The organism is Enterobacter sp. MEB024, assembly GCF_030209635.1.
Classification (GTDB): Bacteria; Pseudomonadota; Gammaproteobacteria; order Enterobacterales; family Enterobacteriaceae; genus Enterobacter; species Enterobacter ludwigii.
In genome coordinates, this window is sequence record NZ_JARVRQ010000002.1 from 520,344 (window position 1) to 536,219 (window position 15,876).

At 55.2% G+C, this 15,876-nt stretch carries 17 protein-coding genes; 14 read left to right on the forward strand and 3 right to left on the reverse strand.

The features are described 5' to 3' along the window. Nucleotides 1-22 precede the first annotated feature (22 nt). From QRN24_RS04670 to QRN24_RS04685, 4 genes are read left to right on the forward strand one after another with little or no spacing between them, the layout of a single operon-like run. A complete protein-coding gene (locus QRN24_RS04670) occupies nucleotides 23-1,045 on the forward strand; it encodes an ABC transporter permease (protein WP_014170162.1) in 1,023 nt (340 codons plus the stop codon). Beyond that, the gene (gene ddpC, locus QRN24_RS04675) at nucleotides 1,042-1,938 is read left to right on the forward strand and encodes a D,D-dipeptide ABC transporter permease (protein WP_020884090.1); all 897 of its coding nucleotides are present in this window, start codon (nucleotides 1,042-1,044) and stop codon (nucleotides 1,936-1,938) included. Before QRN24_RS04670 ends, ddpC begins: the two co-directional genes overlap by 4 nt. Further along, on the forward strand, nucleotides 1,935-2,921 hold the full coding sequence (locus tag QRN24_RS04680; RefSeq protein WP_020884089.1) for an ABC transporter ATP-binding protein: 987 nt from the start codon (nucleotides 1,935-1,937) through the stop codon (nucleotides 2,919-2,921). Before ddpC ends, QRN24_RS04680 begins: the two co-directional genes overlap by 4 nt. Next, entirely contained in the window at nucleotides 2,914-3,846 is a 933-nt protein-coding gene (locus QRN24_RS04685; RefSeq protein WP_025204144.1) for an ABC transporter ATP-binding protein, read from the forward strand. Before QRN24_RS04680 ends, QRN24_RS04685 begins: the two co-directional genes overlap by 8 nt. Nucleotides 3,847-3,872: 26 nt before the next feature. Here QRN24_RS04685 and QRN24_RS04690 read toward each other — a convergent pair whose 3' ends face one another. After that, nucleotides 3,873-4,622, reverse strand: a complete 750-nt coding sequence (locus QRN24_RS04690; RefSeq protein WP_020884087.1) for an SDR family NAD(P)-dependent oxidoreductase — start codon at nucleotides 4,620-4,622, stop codon at nucleotides 3,873-3,875. Between the two features lie 153 nt (nucleotides 4,623-4,775). Here QRN24_RS04690 and QRN24_RS04695 point away from each other — a divergent pair, with 153 nt between their 5' ends. The 3 genes from QRN24_RS04695 to QRN24_RS04705 all read left to right on the forward strand — a co-directional run bounded on the left by QRN24_RS04695 (nucleotide 4,776) and on the right by QRN24_RS04705 (nucleotide 6,619). After that, nucleotides 4,776-5,681 (forward strand): LysR family transcriptional regulator, encoded by a 906-nt coding sequence (locus QRN24_RS04695; protein ID WP_047955649.1) that lies wholly within the window; start codon nucleotides 4,776-4,778, stop codon nucleotides 5,679-5,681. Nucleotides 5,682-5,829: 148 nt separating this feature from the next. Then, nucleotides 5,830-6,222, forward strand: a complete 393-nt coding sequence (locus QRN24_RS04700) for a polymorphic toxin type 44 domain-containing protein (RefSeq protein WP_020884085.1) — start codon at nucleotides 5,830-5,832, stop codon at nucleotides 6,220-6,222. Then, complete coding sequence (locus QRN24_RS04705) at nucleotides 6,200-6,619, forward strand: hypothetical protein (RefSeq protein WP_020884084.1); 420 nt, start codon at nucleotides 6,200-6,202, stop codon at nucleotides 6,617-6,619. The genes QRN24_RS04700 and QRN24_RS04705 overlap by 23 nt, the downstream gene beginning before the upstream one ends. Nucleotides 6,620-6,696: 77 nt before the next feature. Here the strand turns inward: QRN24_RS04705 and QRN24_RS04710 are convergent, their stop codons facing one another. Continuing rightward, nucleotides 6,697-7,125, reverse strand: coding sequence for an OsmC family protein (locus tag QRN24_RS04710; protein WP_014170171.1), 429 nt, complete (start codon nucleotides 7,123-7,125; stop codon nucleotides 6,697-6,699). Nucleotides 7,126-7,252: 127 nt separating this feature from the next. Here QRN24_RS04710 and QRN24_RS04715 point away from each other — a divergent pair, with 127 nt between their 5' ends. Continuing rightward, the gene (locus QRN24_RS04715) at nucleotides 7,253-8,212 is read left to right on the forward strand and encodes a hypothetical protein (protein WP_284942417.1); all 960 of its coding nucleotides are present in this window, start codon (nucleotides 7,253-7,255) and stop codon (nucleotides 8,210-8,212) included. Between the two features lie 23 nt (nucleotides 8,213-8,235). On the opposite strand, the gene QRN24_RS04720 is transcribed toward QRN24_RS04715, so the two are convergent. Next, the gene (locus tag QRN24_RS04720; RefSeq protein ID WP_020884082.1) at nucleotides 8,236-9,111 is read right to left on the reverse strand and encodes a LysR family transcriptional regulator; all 876 of its coding nucleotides are present in this window, start codon (nucleotides 9,109-9,111) and stop codon (nucleotides 8,236-8,238) included. 111 nt (nucleotides 9,112-9,222) lie between these two features. Here QRN24_RS04720 and QRN24_RS04725 point away from each other — a divergent pair, with 111 nt between their 5' ends. The 6 genes from QRN24_RS04725 (at nucleotide 9,223) to adhP (ending at nucleotide 15,875) form a co-directional block, all read left to right on the forward strand. After that, nucleotides 9,223-10,074: a Vmh family MBL fold metallo-hydrolase gene (locus QRN24_RS04725; protein ID WP_025204138.1), complete on the forward strand. Its 852-nt coding sequence runs from the start codon at nucleotides 9,223-9,225 to the stop codon at nucleotides 10,072-10,074. 231 nt (nucleotides 10,075-10,305) lie between these two features. Continuing rightward, nucleotides 10,306-10,521 carry a biofilm-dependent modulation protein gene (gene bdm, locus QRN24_RS04730; RefSeq protein ID WP_020884080.1) on the forward strand — a complete coding sequence of 72 codons (216 nt, stop codon included), beginning with the start codon at nucleotides 10,306-10,308 and terminating at the stop codon, nucleotides 10,519-10,521. 95 nt (nucleotides 10,522-10,616) lie between these two features. Continuing rightward, nucleotides 10,617-10,754 (forward strand): stationary-phase-induced ribosome-associated protein, encoded by a 138-nt coding sequence (sra, locus tag QRN24_RS04735; RefSeq protein ID WP_013096533.1) that lies wholly within the window; start codon nucleotides 10,617-10,619, stop codon nucleotides 10,752-10,754. Between the two features lie 176 nt (nucleotides 10,755-10,930). Further along, on the forward strand, nucleotides 10,931-12,628 hold the full coding sequence (locus QRN24_RS04740; protein WP_020884079.1) for an NAD-dependent malic enzyme: 1,698 nt from the start codon (nucleotides 10,931-10,933) through the stop codon (nucleotides 12,626-12,628). A gap of 322 nt (nucleotides 12,629-12,950) precedes the next feature. Further along, nucleotides 12,951-14,660 carry an ABC-F family ATP-binding cassette domain-containing protein gene (locus QRN24_RS04745; RefSeq protein ID WP_284942418.1) on the forward strand — a complete coding sequence of 570 codons (1,710 nt, stop codon included), beginning with the start codon at nucleotides 12,951-12,953 and terminating at the stop codon, nucleotides 14,658-14,660. 204 nt (nucleotides 14,661-14,864) lie between these two features. Continuing rightward, nucleotides 14,865-15,875 carry an alcohol dehydrogenase AdhP gene (gene adhP / locus QRN24_RS04750; protein ID WP_020884077.1) on the forward strand — a complete coding sequence of 337 codons (1,011 nt, stop codon included), beginning with the start codon at nucleotides 14,865-14,867 and terminating at the stop codon, nucleotides 15,873-15,875. Nucleotide 15,876: the final 1 nt, after the last annotated feature.

Consider the following 15,876-nt stretch of genomic DNA (forward strand, 5'->3'; position numbering starts at 1 on the left):
GGTTCTCGCCGGGGGAAAGTGTATGACGTTCTGGAGCATTGTGCGCCAGCGCTGCTGGGGGTTAATCCTGGTGGTGGCCGGTGTCTGTATCATCACCTTTATTATTTCACACCTGATCCCCGGCGATCCGGCCCGCCTGCTGGCCGGAGACCGCGCCAGCGACGACATTGTGCAAGGTATCCGCCAGCAGCTGGGGCTGGATCAACCGCTGTATATCCAGTTTGGTCGCTATGTGGATGCGCTGGCCCATGGCGATTTAGGCACCTCTATCCGCACCGGACGTCCGGTCGCGGAAGATTTGAAAGCCTTTTTCCCGGCCACCCTGGAGCTGGCTTTTTGTTCCCTGCTGCTGGCGCTGGTTATCGGCGTGCCGCTGGGGATTTTATCGGCGGTCTACCGTGACCGCTGGCTGGATCATCTGGTGCGGTTAATGGCGATGACGGGCATTTCAACGCCCGCATTCTGGCTTGGGTTGGGGGTGATAGTCCTCTTCTACGGGCATCTGCAACTTCTGCCAGGCGGCGGAAGGCTTGACGACTGGCTCGATCCACCGACGCGCGTTACTGGCTTTTATCTGGTGGATGCGCTGCTGGAAGGCAACGGGGAGGTCTTTTTCAATGCCCTGCAGCATCTGATTTTACCTTCAATGACGCTGGCATTTGTTCATCTTGGCATTGTAGCGCGTCAGGTTCGCTCGGCCATGCTGGAGCAACTCAGTGAAGATTACATACGAACCGCACGCGCCAGCGGATTGCCCGGCTGGTACATCGTGCTGCGCTATGCCCTGCCCAATGCGATGATCCCGTCGATTACCGTGCTTGGACTGGCGCTGGGCGATCTGCTGTATGGCGCAGTCCTCACCGAAACCGTCTTTGCCTGGCCGGGAATGGGCGCCTGGGTCGTCACCTCTATTCAGGCGCTCGATTTCCCTGCCGTCATGGGCTTCGCGGTAGTAGTCTCACTGGCCTATGTGCTGGTTAATCTGGTGGTCGATCTGCTCTATCTGTGGGTTGACCCGCGAATCGGGCGCGGAGGTGCCGAATGATGTTGACTCAGGAAACGCCCGTCCCGGTTAAAACAGCGAAAGCAGGCATCAACTGGGCAAAACTGTTCTGGATGCTGCGTAAAAGCCCCCTCACGCTGATTGGCGCCGCGATCATGATCCTGATGCTCCTGCTGATGGTGACATCACCGTGGATTGTGCCGCATGACCCCAATGCGCTGGATTTGACCGCGCGTCTGCAGGCTCCGTCTGCCGAACACTGGTTTGGCACCGATGAGGTTGGCCGCGATCTGTTCAGCCGGGTGCTCGCCGGCAGCCAGCAGTCGATCAGCGCGGGGCTGGCCGTCGTGGTGATTGCGGGCGGTATTGGCTCGCTGCTGGGCTGTTTGTCTGGCGTACTGGGCGGGCGCGGCGACGCCATTATTATGCGCATTATGGACGTGATGCTCTCCATTCCCTCGCTGGTGCTGACCATGGCACTGGCGGCGGCGCTGGGGCCGAGCCTGTTTAACGCAATGCTCGCCATCGCGATTGTACGTATTCCGTTTTACGTGCGTCTGGCACGCGGGCAAACCCTTGTCGTGCGCCAGTTTACCTATGTTCAGGCGGCCCGCACCTTCGGCGCATCACGCTGGCATTTAATCAGCTGGCATATTCTGCGCAACGCCCTGCCGCCGCTGATTGTGCAGGCTTCGCTGGATATTGGCAGCGCCATTCTGATGGCCGCCACGCTGGGCTTTATCGGTCTGGGCGCACAGCAACCCACCGCCGAATGGGGCGCGATGGTTGCCGTAGGGCGCAACTATGTACTTGACCAGTGGTGGTATTGCGCTTTTCCTGGTGCGGCCATTTTGATTACCGCCGTGGGCTTTAATCTTTTTGGTGACGGCATCCGCGACCTGCTGGATCCGAAATCAGGAGGGAAACAATCATGACCGACTCGGTTTTAACCATCGAGGATTTACATCTGAGTTTCCCGATATACCGCGGTGAGGTTCATGCGCTGAACCACGTCTCGCTGGAGATTAAACGGGGCGAAATTGTCGGCGTAGTGGGCGAGTCGGGGTCGGGGAAGTCGGTTACCGCCATGCTCGCTATGCGCCTGTTGCCGGAAGGCAGCTACCGAATTCATCACGGTCAGGTGACATTGCTGGGAGAAGATGTTCTGACCGCATCGGAAAAACAGCTTCGCCAGTGGCGCGGGGCAAAAGTGGCGATGATTTTTCAGGAGCCCATGACCGCCCTGAACCCAACGCGGCGGATTGGTAAGCAAATGGTGGAGGTGATCCGCCAGCATCAGCCGCTCGACCGTCGCGCGGCGCAGCAAAAAGCGATTGCCCTGCTGGAGGAGATGCAAATCCCGGACGCGAAAGCGGTGATGGCGCGTTATCCGTTTGAACTCTCCGGCGGCATGCGTCAGCGGGTGATGATCGCCCTTGCCTTCTCCTGCGAGCCTGAACTTATCATCGCCGACGAGCCGACCACGGCACTGGATGTGACCGTGCAGCTGCAGGTACTGCGTCTGCTGAAGCACAAGGCGCGGGCCAGCGGAACCTCGGTGCTGTTTATCAGCCACGATATGGCCGTGGTTTCCCAGCTCTGTGACCGGATGTATGTAATGTACGCGGGAAGCGTAATTGAGAGCGGTGCCACGCAAACGCTGATTCACCATCCCGTTCATCCCTACTCCATCGGTCTGCTGCAATGTGCACCTGAAAACGGTGCGCCGCGCGAGTTGCTTCCGGCCATTCCCGGCACGGTGCCTAATCTCAGCCAGCTTCCACAAGGCTGCGCGTTCCGCGAGCGCTGCTTTGCCGCCGGGACGAAATGCGGTGAGGCACCGCGCTTGCTTCCCAATGGTGCAGAGGGCCAGATGGCTGCCTGCTGGTACCCGCAACGGGAGAAACACCATGTCTGACATTTTGCTTGAACTGGATAGCGTGCATGTCAACTTTCCCGCGCGCAAAAACTGGCTGGGCCGCGTCACGGAACAGGTGCATGCCCTCAATGGGCTGGACCTGCAGATCCGTCGCGGCGAAACGCTGGGCATTGTTGGGGAATCCGGCTGCGGGAAAAGCACGCTGGCACAGCTATTGATGGGCATGCTCAGGCCCAGCACCGGCGACTATCAGCGGACGCATCACGCGGGCGGCATGCAGATGGTTTTTCAGGACCCGCTCTCCTCTCTCGACCCGCGTCTGCCGGTGTGGCGCATCATCACCGAGCCGGTGTGGGTGCAAAAACGCAGCAGTGAACGCGAACGGCGCCAGCTGGCAGAGACGCTGGCGATGCAGGTGGGTATTCGTGCGGAATATCTTGACCGGCTACCGCATGCCTTTTCAGGCGGGCAGCGCCAGCGCATTGCTATCGCCCGGGCGCTGTCGTCCAATCCAGACATCATCGTGCTCGACGAACCCACCAGCGCGCTGGATATTTCCGTGCAGGCGCAAATCCTCAACCTGCTGGTAAAACTGCAGCAGGAACGGAACCTCACCTATGTGTTGATCTCACATAACGTCTCGGTGGTCAGACACATGAGCGATCGTGTGGCGGTGATGTATCTGGGCCAGATCGTGGAGCTGGGTACCACCGATCAGGTCCTTGTCAGGCCGCGCCATCCCTACACCCGGCTGCTGCTTGATTCCGTTCCCAGAACCGGTGAACCGCTGGATGAAAACCTGGCGCTGCGTAAAACAGAGCTTCCTGGCAATCGTCACCTTCCCACCGGCTGTTATTTCCGGGACCGCTGTCCGCAGGCAGCGCAAGGATGCGAACATCCGCAGTCGCTACAGCCTTCAGTTGAGGGCTGTAGCGTGCGCTGCTGGCGCAACCTGAGCGAGTAGCCACGCAGGGTGGCGCTGTTTCACGTTTAAATTTGCGCCATTCCACCGTCGACAAACAGTTCGGTGGCGTTGATAAAGCTTGCTGCATCTGAGGCCAGAAACGCCACCGCTTTTCCCACTTCTCCCGGCGCGCCTAAGCGTCCCAGCGGCACCTGGGCGGCCAGCGCGTCATACAGCCCCTGACGATGTTCTTCCGGCACCAGGTCACCCAGACCTGGGGTTTTGATGGGCCCCGGGCTCACCACGTTGACGCGAATACCGCGCCCCTGCAAATCCAGCGCCCACGAACGGGCAAAGTTGCGCACGGCGGCTTTACTGGCGCTGTATACGCTAAAGTTTGCGGTTCCTTTAATGGACACCGTGGATCCGGTCAGAATGATCGACGATCCGGCAGATAACAGCGGTAACGCTTTTTGCACGGTGAACAGTACACCGCGAACGTTGGTTGCAAAGATGCGATCAAACTGCTCTTCAGTAATAGCGCCTAACGGCAGCATGTCGCCACCACCCGCATTGGCGAACAGAATATCCAGACGCCCTTCGTCTTTTGCAATCTGCGCATAGACTTTATCGAGGTCGGAAAGTTGAGAGACGTCCGCACGGATGCCGACCGCCGCGGTGGCAATTTGTGCAACGGCTGCGTCCAGCTCTGCCTGACGACGTCCGGTGATATAGACCTTCGCGCCCTGGGCCGCCAGTTCCTGCGCGGTGGCGAGACCGATACCTGTGCTACCGCCCGTAACCAGGGCAATTTTACCTGCGAGAGACGTATTCATGTTATTCACCTTTAATCATGTTTTCAGGATGCCCGCAAAAACGGTTGAAGAGGTTTTCGCTTGCGTTGAATAAACTCTATCGGTTGCAGGATTAATGAAAAACGGGCAAAAATGAAAATCACTATTCACAGGTGGAAATAATCCGGAGTACGAATGGACCAGCTCATGGCAATGCGCGCATTTACGCGGGTGGTGGAAACCGGAAGTTTTACGCGTGCGGCTGATTCTCTGAATATGCCTATCGCCACCCTGAGCAAGCTGGTGAAATCGCTCGAAGCGCACCTGGAGATCCGGCTTTTACATCGCACAACACGACGGGTAGTCACCACACCGGAAGGTGCCGGGTACTATGAAAAAGCGCTCAGGGTGCTGATTGATATTGAAGATATTGATACGTCGTTTCGCGTTTCTCGCGCGACGCCGAAAGGCCATCTGCGCGTGGATGTGGGCGGTTCAACCGCGCGCGACGTGCTGATCCCCCTGCTCCCGGATTTTATGCAGCGTTACCCGGAAATACGCATCGACCTTGGCGTGGCCGACCGGCCCGTGGATTTGATCAGCGGTAACGTTGACTGCGTGATCCGCGGCGGCCCTCTGGACGACTCCTCCCTTATTGCCCGCCATCTGGGCGACGCTGAAATGGTCACCTGCGCGACGTCCGATTATTTAAAACATCATGGCGTACCGGCCTATCCGCGGGAGCTGTGCAATGGCCATAAGCTGATTAGCTACCTTTCTCCCGTCACCGGTCGGGCCTTTCCGTTTCGCTTCAGGGAAAAGGGAGAAAAGCTGGAGATAAGCATTCCGCACTTCCTTGGTGTCAATGAAAGCAACGCTCATCTGGCGGCGGCGGTGGCAGGTTTAGGCATTATTCAGACGTTTCAGTATTCGGCAAAAAGGCATTTACAGGCGGGGACGTTAACTGAAATTCTTAGTGACTGGCGACCTGACGCTTATCCGTTTCATGTGGTTTATCCGCAGAACCGGCATCTGACACATCGACTGAGAGTGTTTATCGCCTGGCTGGCAGAGGTGTTTCCTGCCGCGCTGAAGGGATAGCCGGAGCAAAATACGGATGGACTTTATAGTCCATGAAAATCCGGTGCTAATGCATTTATTTCTATCCTTTAATTCAGCGTTTTTTTATTGACCTGGTGCGGATAATGGGTTGATATCTACCCAAAAATCAAACTTTAAGGATGACGTTATGGCTGTATTGCCACAAATGCCGAGTGGAGGCACAAGGTTAATTGATAGCAATATGCGTGAAGCTAGCACGCATGGCGCAGGGCGGAATATGGCGCTACCGCAAACCTATTACTGGTTCTATCAACAGGTCAAAAATCGTGGCCCGTGGGATTACAAACAGCAACGCCGTGACCTGGCTAATTTTGGTAATTTTAATTATGGGGCCACCGGGTTTGCAGCAGGGATACCAGAAGCAACCTTGTATATGGGCGCGGGTTTTGCACAAAGCCGGGCGGGAACGTCGAAGCCGCAATGGGGAACATGGTACGGTGAGTTACCTTATGGGGATGACCCTCATGACCAGTTTTGGATTAAACAGGGAATAGATTATGCCAAACAGCACGGTTATTAAGTGGCTGCACAGAGCGCTAACTGCCGCGCTGCTGGTTTTTGTAGGGTTTCAGTATTTTGCAAACCAGCCACCGGATGATGACCTTTACTCACAACAACAAATTACACCCGAGGTCTATTTGTACGTTACAAAGTACAAAGGCGGGGGTGCGACGGTTTCAGATGTTTATCGCTATTACCTGGACACAAAACTGCAGGATAATCTGTTGGAGCACCTGAAGAAACGCTCACCCTTTATGGTAGCTGACACTGGCGACGCCAAAATCTCTGGCTACGGCTCTCACGTCAATGTAAACCTCACCGGGCGTGTTTATTCGTTTACGAATTCAGATCTCTTTTACGCAGGTAATGTGGCCATCATGCCCATTATCAGCCTTAACGCAACCGGCACGCGTTAAGGTTCTTTTTGCTACCCAAAATACACCTATCCTCATGCGCACAGCTGCGCGCATGAGGGCTTTTAATGAGCTTTGGTTTAATTGAGCGTGTAATCCAGCGTGATTTCCGCGTTCAACAGCTGGGAAACCGGGCAGCCGGCTTTCGCTTTTTGAATAACGCCATCGAACTGCTGAGGGTCAATGCCAGGGACAGTAACCTTGCTCTGCAGTGCGACCTTCGTAATGGCGAAACCGCCCTCTTTTTTATCCAGTGACACGTCGGCGGTGGTATCAATGGAATCGGCGGTGTAGCCTGCTTCACCCAGCATCAGCGACAGTGCCATCGAAAAACAGGCTGCGTGTGCGGCACCAATCAGTTCTTCCGGGTTGGTCCCTTTTTCGCCTTCAAAACGGGTGTTGAAGCCGTAAGGCTGTTGATTGAGAACGCCGCTCTCGGTAGAAACAGTTCCTTTTCCGCGTTTAATATCGCCAGACCAGTGTGCTGAACCGTGCTTATGAATTGTCATTCTTGCTCTCCTTTTGGCTTACAAAGGGTTAAGTATAGACCAGAGATCTGACGCGTCCTGGAACACAGAGTATTCTGGTTGGCGTTGATGCGATACATCACTTCGAACCATCAAAAGGGAAAGGCCTATGATGCTAAACACCAGGATTGTCGTGGCGCTGGCCACGCTCGCCGTGACGTTCCCCCTCTTTGCCAGCACGCCGGAGAATTTTATCTATACCAGCTCGGGCGACCTTGATGCCGCCGCCGCGCTTATCGCCCGTCGTGATATCGGTGGCGCGCAGATCGTTTATAACTGGCGTGCACTGGAGCCGGAGAAAAACAGATATGACTTCTCATCCATAGAGCGAGATCTGGCGCGCCTGAAGGCCAGCAATAAAAAGCTGTTTATTCAAATTCAGGATCGCTTCTTCGAAAAAGATGCCCGGTATGTCCCTGATTATCTGATGGCAGACACGAAGTACAGCGGCGGTATTTCTCCGCAGTTTGACAACCCTGGTGAAGGGAAACCAACAGGTTCAGGCTGGGTAGCCCGTCAGTGGGATCCTGCCGTGCGTGAACGGTATCAGGCCTTACTGGCAGCCCTGGCGAAGCGTTTTGATGGCCAGGTTTACGGTGTGAACTTACCTGAAACCGCCATTGACCTTGATGAGAAAAAGCCGCCGACAGGATTTTCGTGCGACAACTATTTTGCCGGAGAAATGGAAAACCTCGCCTTTGCGCGAAAGGTTTTCACGCAATCCCATGTCGTACAATATGTGAACTTCTGGCCGTGTGAATGGAACAATGATCATAATTACATGGGGCGGCTGTTTGAATACGCCAGTGCCCATAATATCGGGCTTGGCGGACCGGATATTGTTCCCAACCGCAAGGCGCAAATGAAAAACGCCTATCCGTTCTTTAACCAGTATAAAAACAAACTGCCGCTGGTCGCCATGGCCGTTCAGGAGCCCACGCTCACCTACCGAAACCCGGCTACCGGCAAGCCCTTCACCAAAGATGAATTTGTTCAGTTCGCAGAAGCGTATCTCGGCGCAGATATTATTTTCTGGAGCACGACGTCGCCCTGGCTGACGACGAAATAAGCCACAGGCTCACTGCGCGGGCATCAGTTCAGATGCCCTGCAATTTCATCAAGAAAGACGCGCAGGGCCGCAGGCTGATATTCCCGCGACTGGTAAATCCCGTGAATGGCGAGCGGCTTAGGCACTAAGTCTGTGAGCACCGGGACCAGCAGTCCTTGCTCGAGCGCCCCTTGCGCTTCGTGCTCGGGCAGCATTGCAATACCGCAATGTTTAACCGCCGCGTCCATCAATAACGACGAGATGCTGGCGCTAAGATTGCCGCTCACCGCGACGCTCACGCTTTCGCCTTCCAGCGTCACAAAATGCCACGACTGACCCGCGAAGAAGCTGTAATGCAGGCAATTGTGCTGCGCCAAATCCTCAGGCGTCACGGGCGTGCCGTGCTGCGCAAGATAGTCCGGCGAGGCGCAAAGCACCGAACGGCACTCACCCAGCCTGCGGGCAATCATCCCCGGCTCCGGGTTATCGGTAATACGCACGGCTACGTCAATACGCTCGCCCACCAGACTCACGGGATGGTTATTCACATCCAGTTCAATTCTGAGCTGCGGATAACGCGCCAGCAGCCCGGGCAGTACCGGCGCAATCATGTGCATGGCGGTAAAGTGCGCGCAGGCTACCCGCAAGGTGCCGGAAGGTAAATCTTTCTCCGACTGGCCTTCAATCTCCTGCGACAGTTGCGAAAGGGTACGCGTTTTCTGCAGTACCTTTTCCCCTGCTGCGGTCAGTGTCAGCTTGCGCGTTGAGCGGTTCACCAGCCGGGTCCCCGCCCACTTCTCCATCTGCTCAAGATAACGGCTTACCATAGGCCGGGAAATGCCCAGCGCACGGGCTGCGGCACTCAAACTTCCCAGCTCGCAAATCCGGTTATAGACCTGTGCGGCAATAACGCGATCCATATAACGCTCCATTTGCTCGATTTATGAAACTAAGCATGTCTTGTTTCAGGAATTCTGGCAAATGGAGAGTTCGGTACAATAGAGTCTTTCCTGATAAAAAGAGACATGATGATGAAGCTTACTCGCCTTGCACTGCTATGCACCCTCTTCACGCCGGCGGTCTTCGCCGCACCGTTGACCATTGATACCTGGAACCCGCAGGAGAAAGGTATTTTTGCGGTCTCGTCGACGCTGGTGTCCGGCCCGAAAGAGGCCGTCCTGTTTGACGCGCAGTTCAGCGTGAAAGACGGTGAAGCACTGGTGGAGAAAATTCGCCGCAGCGGTAAAACCCTGAACAAGATTGTGATCACCTCCGGCGATCCGGACTTCTACTTTGGTCTGCAACCGCTGGTAAAAGCATTCCCGAATGCGAAAGTCGTGGCGACTCAGCAGGTGGTTGACCATATCAAGGCCACCAAAGATGCCAAGCTGGCCTTCTGGGGCCCACAGATGAAAGACGGCGCGCCAACAACGCTGATCGTTCCTCAGGTGCTGACCTCCACCACGTTTATGGTTGATGGTGAGAAAATCGATATTGAACAGCCAGACAGCTACGCGGCTTATGTCTGGATCCCGTCGGCGAAGACGATTCTTGGCGGCACGGGCGTTTCATGGGGCATCCATCTGTGGACGGCCGATACCCAGACCCGGGCGCGTCGCCAGCAGTGGCAGGACACGCTAGAAAACATGGCGGCGCACAAACCTGAGCGCGTGATCCCGGGTCACTATCTGGGGACGCCACCGTCAGGTACCGGCGCTATCGATTTTACCCGCGAATATCTGCAGCGGTTCGAGCAGACGCTGGCTAATCACAAAGATTCTGCTGGCGTCATTAGCGCCATGAAAAAAGCGTATCCGGGCCTGGCCGAAGAGAGCTCGCTGGAATTAAGTGCGAAAGTGAATACCGGCGAAATGAAATGGTAAATTAATCTCTGTTCCTGCTATTTTCTCGGATAGCAGGAGCAGCATCAAAATATTCCCCCTCGCCCCCTGTCATTATTCCTCCATTTCTAAAAGTGTCTAAAAGCATGCACTTATGTCATTTTTATTTCTAAGATGAATCTTAGACACAGCAAGGAAAATATTTGCCATTCTGTTTGTGAATTACATTTTTTGCGAGCCGTACCATTACACAGACAACGACACGGAGGCAGCATGTTTACTTATTACCCGGCAAATACTGCAGCAGCACAACCTGAACTCGTTAACGCGATCGCACAGGGTCTTCACGCCGAACACGGTGCTGTGACTGAAGATGACATTTTGATGGAACTGACCAAATGGGTGGAATCCACAGACAATGACATCCTCAGTGACATCTACCAACAGACCATTAACTACGTGGTCAGTGGACAGAATGCCTCTTTGTAAAAACCTGCTAAGCTGGATCTGCAACCTAAGGGGTTACATTTCGTTTGCGTAAGCAAACTTGTCCTTAAAACTATCAACAGGATTGAGGAGTAAAGATGAAATCGAACCGTCAGGCACGCCATATTCTGGGACTGAACTACAAGCTTTCTAACCAACGTAAAGTGGTGATTGAGGGCGACAGTGAAACGCAAGTCACCCATGCCACCGGCAGAAAACGCCACGCTGGCAAGTAAGTTCCAGTAAGAGATCCTGAACACCATCGGCAAAACCGATGGTGTTTTTGTTTATGTGTTGCGGTAATTAACATTTAGCTCCTTTATAATACCGCCTGACCGCACCCCACCGCACAGGCCAGAAAGATGACAAACAGCAGTGTCAGGGACGGATCTTCAAAAAAAGAGTGAGTGACATGGACAACAAACTGAAAAAACATCGTTCCTTATATATCCCTTATGCCGGTCCGGTTTTACTGGAATTCCCCCTGCTCAACAAAGGCAGCGCCTTCAGCATGGAAGAGCGCAGCAGCTTCAACCTGCTTGGTCTGCTGCCCGAAGTGGTGGAAACCATTGAAGAACAGGCTGAACGTGCGTGGATCCAGTATCAGGGTTTCAAGACCGAAATCGACAAGCACATCTACCTGCGTAACATTCAGGACACCAATGAAACCCTCTTCTATCGCCTGGTTCAGAACCACCTCGAAGAGATGATGCCGGTGATCTACACCCCAACGGTGGGTGCGGCGTGTGAACGTTTCTCTGAGATCTACCGTCGCTCCCGCGGCGTATTCATCTCTTATCAGAACCGTCACAATATGGACGATATTCTGCAGAACGTGCCGAACCACAACATCAAGGTCATTGTTGTGACTGACGGGGAACGTATTCTCGGCCTCGGGGATCAGGGTATTGGCGGAATGGGGATCCCAATCGGTAAGCTCTCCCTGTACACCGCTTGTGGAGGTATCAGCCCGGCGTACACCCTGCCGGTAGTGCTGGATGTGGGTACCAACAACCAGCAGCTGCTCAACGATCCGCTGTACATGGGCTGGCGTCATCCGCGCATTACCGACGATGAGTATTATCAGTTTGTTGATGATTTTATCCAGGCCGTTAAGGCACGCTGGCCGAACGTGCTACTGCAGTTTGAAGACTTTGCGCAGAAGAACGCCATGCCGCTGCTGAACCGCTACCGCGATGACATCTGTTCATTCAACGACGACATTCAGGGCACCGCCGCCGTGACCGTTGGGACGCTGATCGCCGCCAGCCGTGCGGCAGGCAGCCAGTTGAGCTACCAGAAAATCGTCTTCCTGGGCGCAGGCTCTGCGGGCTGCGGTATTGCCGAGCAGATTATTGCTCAGACGCAGCGCGAGGGCTTGAGTGAAGAACTGGCCCGTTCCCGCGTCTATATGGTTGACCGTTTCGGCCTGCTGACCGACGGTATGCCTAACCTGCTGCCGTTCCAGACCCGACTGGTTCAGAAACGCGAGAACCTGAAAAACTGGGATACCGACAACGAGGTGCTCTCCCTGCTGGACGTGGTGCGCAACGTGAAGCCGGACATTCTTATCGGCGTTTCCGGGCAAACCGGTCTCTTCACCGAAGAGATTATTCGCGAAATGCACAAACACTGTGAACGCCCTATCGTGATGCCGCTCTCTAACCCGACTTCCCGTGTAGAAGCAACGCCGCAGGACATCATCGCCTGGACCGAAGGTAACGCACTGGTGGCAACCGGCAGTCCGTTCGACCCGGTGGTGTGGAAGGATAAAACCTATCCGATCGCGCAGTGCAACAACTCCTACATCTTCCCGGGGATTGGTCTGGGGGTTATCGCGTCCGGTGCGTCACGCATTACCGATGAAATGCTGATGTCAGCCAGCGAAACCCTGGCGAAACACTCACCGCTGGTGAATAACGGTGAAGGCCTGGTGTTGCCAGAGCTGAAAGACATTCATAAGGTGTCCCGCGCGATCGCTTTCGCAGTAGGAAAAATGGCACAGCAGCAAGGCGTGGCGGTGAAAACCTCCGCCGATGCGCTGCAGCAGGCCATTGACGACAACTTCTGGATGCCGGAATACCGCAGCTATCGCAGAACGTCTATCTAAAGAACAGGCCGGGTCAGGCAATCATGCCTCCCGGCCTGCCATTCTGCCCGCGCTTGCCGGGCCGTAAAATCCCCGCTACACTGCCTTCATCCATTAACCTACTGAATATATAAGGAGGCCAATTATGCTGTACTGTGAAATTTTCAATGTTTCACATACATTTGGTGATCGCACCAGCTCAAGCGTTATCGGTATCGTGCTGCGATAACTTCTGCTTGAGCGAAGACACCAACCCCTAAATCCCTTCTCTCGGGCTTACTGAGTTATCGTCAGCGATGTTTGACGAGGCATAAACATGCCTGTAACTCTTGGGTAAGCAACAATGAGCACTTTACTCACTGCACAATCTCTTCGTGTTGATACGGCGTTTGGTACGCTCTTCGACTCGCTCTCCTTTACGCTGAAAAAAGGCGATCGCATCGGTCTGCTGGGCGACAACGGCTGCGGTAAAAGCACGCTGCTGAAGGTGCTGGACGGTACGGACACGCCCGCCGCCGGAACGGTCGCGCTGGCCGGGCACTGCATCATGGCGCGCGTAGAACAACACCTGCCGGACGGGATTTATCCCCTGAGCATGCTGGATGCCGTGCTGGCACAACTGCCTGCGGTTGAACGCGAGAGCCTGCGCTGGAAAGCGGAAACGCTGCTGGCGAGTATGGGCTTTACGCCGCAGGACTGGACATTAACCTCGGCAACGTTGAGCGGCGGGCAACATACGCGTCTGCTGCTGGCGCGGGCTTTGATTAATGCGCCGGACCTGCTGCTGCTGGATGAACCGAGTAACCACCTCGATTTACCCACCATGCTCTGGCTGGAGCAGTTTTTACAGGCCTGGTCAGGCAGCTTTGTGCTGGTTTCACATGACAGGCAACTGCTGGATGCCGTGACCAACGGCAGCTGGATCCTGCGCGATAAGATGCTGCATTACTTTGCCCTTCCCTGCACCGCCGCACGCAAAGCGCTGGATGCGAAAGACGAAAGTGATGCGCAGCGCCACAAGGCAGAACAAAAGGAGATCGACCGCGTCGCGGCCAGCGCAAAAAGACTGGCGACCTGGGGCAAAGTCTACGACAACGAAGACCTGGCCCGCAAAGCGAAACAGATGGAAAAGCAGGTTGAACGGCTGAAAGAGAGCCAGACGGAGGTCACGGCGGGAAGTCAGTGGACATTAACCCTGCGCGGCGACGCGCTACGGGCCGATCGTCTGCTGGAGCTGGAAAACCTCGCGGTGCCGCCGGCGCCCGGACTGCCTGCGCTGTTTAGCATTGACATCGCGCGTCTCAAAAGCGGCGATCGCGTGGCCATCGTTGGACGTAACGGCTGCGGTAAATCATCCCTGATGAAGCTGATCTGGCGGCATTTTCGCGGCGAGCAGGCTGACGATGGGCTGAAACTCCACCCACGCGTATCGCCTGGCTATTATGATCAGACGCTGAACCAGCTCCCGGACGATGCATCGCTGTTTGACGCACTGGAGCCGTTTGCACCCGATCCGCAGAATCGCAAGATGGCCCTGATCGGTGCCGGCTTTGCGTGGCCACGTCACGGTCAGAAAGTCAGTACGCTCAGCGGTGGAGAACGCTCTCGCCTGCTGTTTGTTGGCCTGACGTTAGCGCGCTATAGCCTGCTGATGCTGGATGAACCGACCAACCATCTGGACATGGAAGGCAAAGAGGCGCTGACGGAAACCCTGCAGCAATTTGAAGGTGGCGTGCTGCTGGTCAGCCATGATCGCCAATTAATCAGCCAAAGCTGCAACCGTTTCTGGCTGATTGAGGACGGCAGGCTGAGTGAATGGCATGACGCCGAAGCGGTCTTTGAACGGCTGCGTGAAAGTGCGGGCCTGATAACATCGCCGTGTTCACCGAAACAACAGCACGATCGCCCTTCGCAGTTTGACGACCTGCTTGAACGGCTGATCGCGCTGGAGACATTGCTGGAGGAAGACCTGGCCCGCAAACCGAAGCACCAGAAGCCGCAGTTGCAGGCGCAATGGCGCCAGGAGATTGAGGCGATAGAAGCAAAACTGTAAGTCCGCGCCCGGCGAGCGTCTCGCCGGGTCGCTCTGCCCCTGAACGCCCCCCTGAATATTAGAGGATCGCTGTATTCTTAATCCGAAATCGAATCAAATGATGACATTATGTTGCTGCCACCTTGCATTAACGCGCCTAAGTATTAATCCTTAAGAAGTAGTACACCTGCTATGCAGAATCTCATCATGAACAAGGAGAAACATATGAAGGCTGCTGTTGTCACTCAGGATCATCAGGTCAATGTCACCGAAAAATCATTACGTCCGCTTAAGCATGGAGAAGCCCTGCTGAAGATGGAATGCTGCGGCGTATGTCATACCGATCTTCACGTGAAGAACGGTGATTTCGGAGATAAGACCGGGGTGATCCTGGGTCACGAAGGAATAGGGATCGTTAAAGAGATTGGCCCAGGCGTCAACTCGCTGAAAATTGGCGACCGTGCGAGCGTGGCATGGTTTTTTGAAGGCTGTGGACACTGCGAATACTGTAATACCGGCAACGAAACCCTGTGCCGGGATGTGAAAAACGCGGGTTATTCCGTGGACGGTGGGATGGCTGAAGAGTGCATCGTGACCGCCGATTATGCGGTAAAAGTGCCGGACGGTCTGGATTCCGCAGCGGCGAGCAGCATCACCTGCGCGGGGGTCACCACCTACAAAGCGGTAAAAGTGTCCCACATTAAGCCGGGCCAGTGGATTGCGATTTACGGTCTTGGTGGTCTGGGTAACCTTGCGCTGCAGTACGCTAAAAACGTATTCAACGCCAAGGTCATCGCCATTGATGTGAACGATGAACAGCTGAAACTGGCCGCGAGCATGGGGGCAGATTTAACCATTAACTCTCGCAGCGAAGATGCAGCGAAAATTGTTCAGGAGAAAACCGGAGGCGCACATGCCGCGGTGGTAACTGCCGTGGCAAAAGCAGCCTTCAACTCAGCGGTGGATGCCGTGCGTGCGGGTGGCCGCGTGGTCGCCGTGGGCCTGCCGCCGGAAGCGATGAGCCTGGATATTCCACGCCTGGTTCTGGACGGCATTCAGGTCGTCGGTTCGCTGGTGGGAACCCGTCAGGACCTGATGGAGGCATTCCAGTTTGCGGCAGAGGGCAAAGTGGTGCCAAAAGTGACAATGCGTCCGCTGGAAGATATCAATGCCATCTTTAAAGAGATGGAGCAGGGTCAAATCCGTGGTCGTATGGTGATTGATTTACGCTCTTAAT

Bases quoted from the DNA above. Each gene is read 5' to 3' on its own strand.
- sra (WP_013096533.1), top strand. From the start codon at position 10,617: ATGAAATCGAACCGTCAGGCACGCCATATTCTGGGACTGAACTACAAG.
- QRN24_RS04745 (WP_284942418.1), top strand. From the start codon at position 12,951: ATGAGCACTTTACTCACTGCACAATCTCTTCGTGTTGATACGGCGTTT.
- QRN24_RS04700 (WP_020884085.1), top strand. From the start codon at position 5,830: ATGGCTGTATTGCCACAAATGCCGAGTGGAGGCACAAGGTTAATTGAT.
- QRN24_RS04680 (WP_020884089.1), top strand. From the start codon at position 1,935: ATGACCGACTCGGTTTTAACCATCGAGGATTTACATCTGAGTTTCCCG.
- QRN24_RS04685 (WP_025204144.1), top strand. From the start codon at position 2,914: ATGTCTGACATTTTGCTTGAACTGGATAGCGTGCATGTCAACTTTCCC.
- QRN24_RS04705 (WP_020884084.1), top strand. From the start codon at position 6,200: ATGCCAAACAGCACGGTTATTAAGTGGCTGCACAGAGCGCTAACTGCC.
- QRN24_RS04715 (WP_284942417.1), top strand. From the start codon at position 7,253: ATGATGCTAAACACCAGGATTGTCGTGGCGCTGGCCACGCTCGCCGTG.
- adhP (WP_020884077.1), top strand. From the start codon at position 14,865: ATGAAGGCTGCTGTTGTCACTCAGGATCATCAGGTCAATGTCACCGAA.
- QRN24_RS04740 (WP_020884079.1), top strand. From the start codon at position 10,931: ATGGACAACAAACTGAAAAAACATCGTTCCTTATATATCCCTTATGCC.
- QRN24_RS04670 (WP_014170162.1), top strand. From the start codon at position 23: ATGACGTTCTGGAGCATTGTGCGCCAGCGCTGCTGGGGGTTAATCCTG.
- QRN24_RS04690 (WP_020884087.1), bottom strand. From the start codon at position 4,622: ATGAATACGTCTCTCGCAGGTAAAATTGCCCTGGTTACGGGCGGTAGC.
- QRN24_RS04725 (WP_025204138.1), top strand. From the start codon at position 9,223: ATGAAGCTTACTCGCCTTGCACTGCTATGCACCCTCTTCACGCCGGCG.
- QRN24_RS04720 (WP_020884082.1), bottom strand. From the start codon at position 9,111: ATGGATCGCGTTATTGCCGCACAGGTCTATAACCGGATTTGCGAGCTG.
- QRN24_RS04710 (WP_014170171.1), bottom strand. From the start codon at position 7,125: ATGACAATTCATAAGCACGGTTCAGCACACTGGTCTGGCGATATTAAA.
- ddpC (WP_020884090.1), top strand. From the start codon at position 1,042: ATGATGTTGACTCAGGAAACGCCCGTCCCGGTTAAAACAGCGAAAGCA.
- bdm (WP_020884080.1), top strand. From the start codon at position 10,306: ATGTTTACTTATTACCCGGCAAATACTGCAGCAGCACAACCTGAACTC.
- QRN24_RS04695 (WP_047955649.1), top strand. From the start codon at position 4,776: ATGGACCAGCTCATGGCAATGCGCGCATTTACGCGGGTGGTGGAAACC.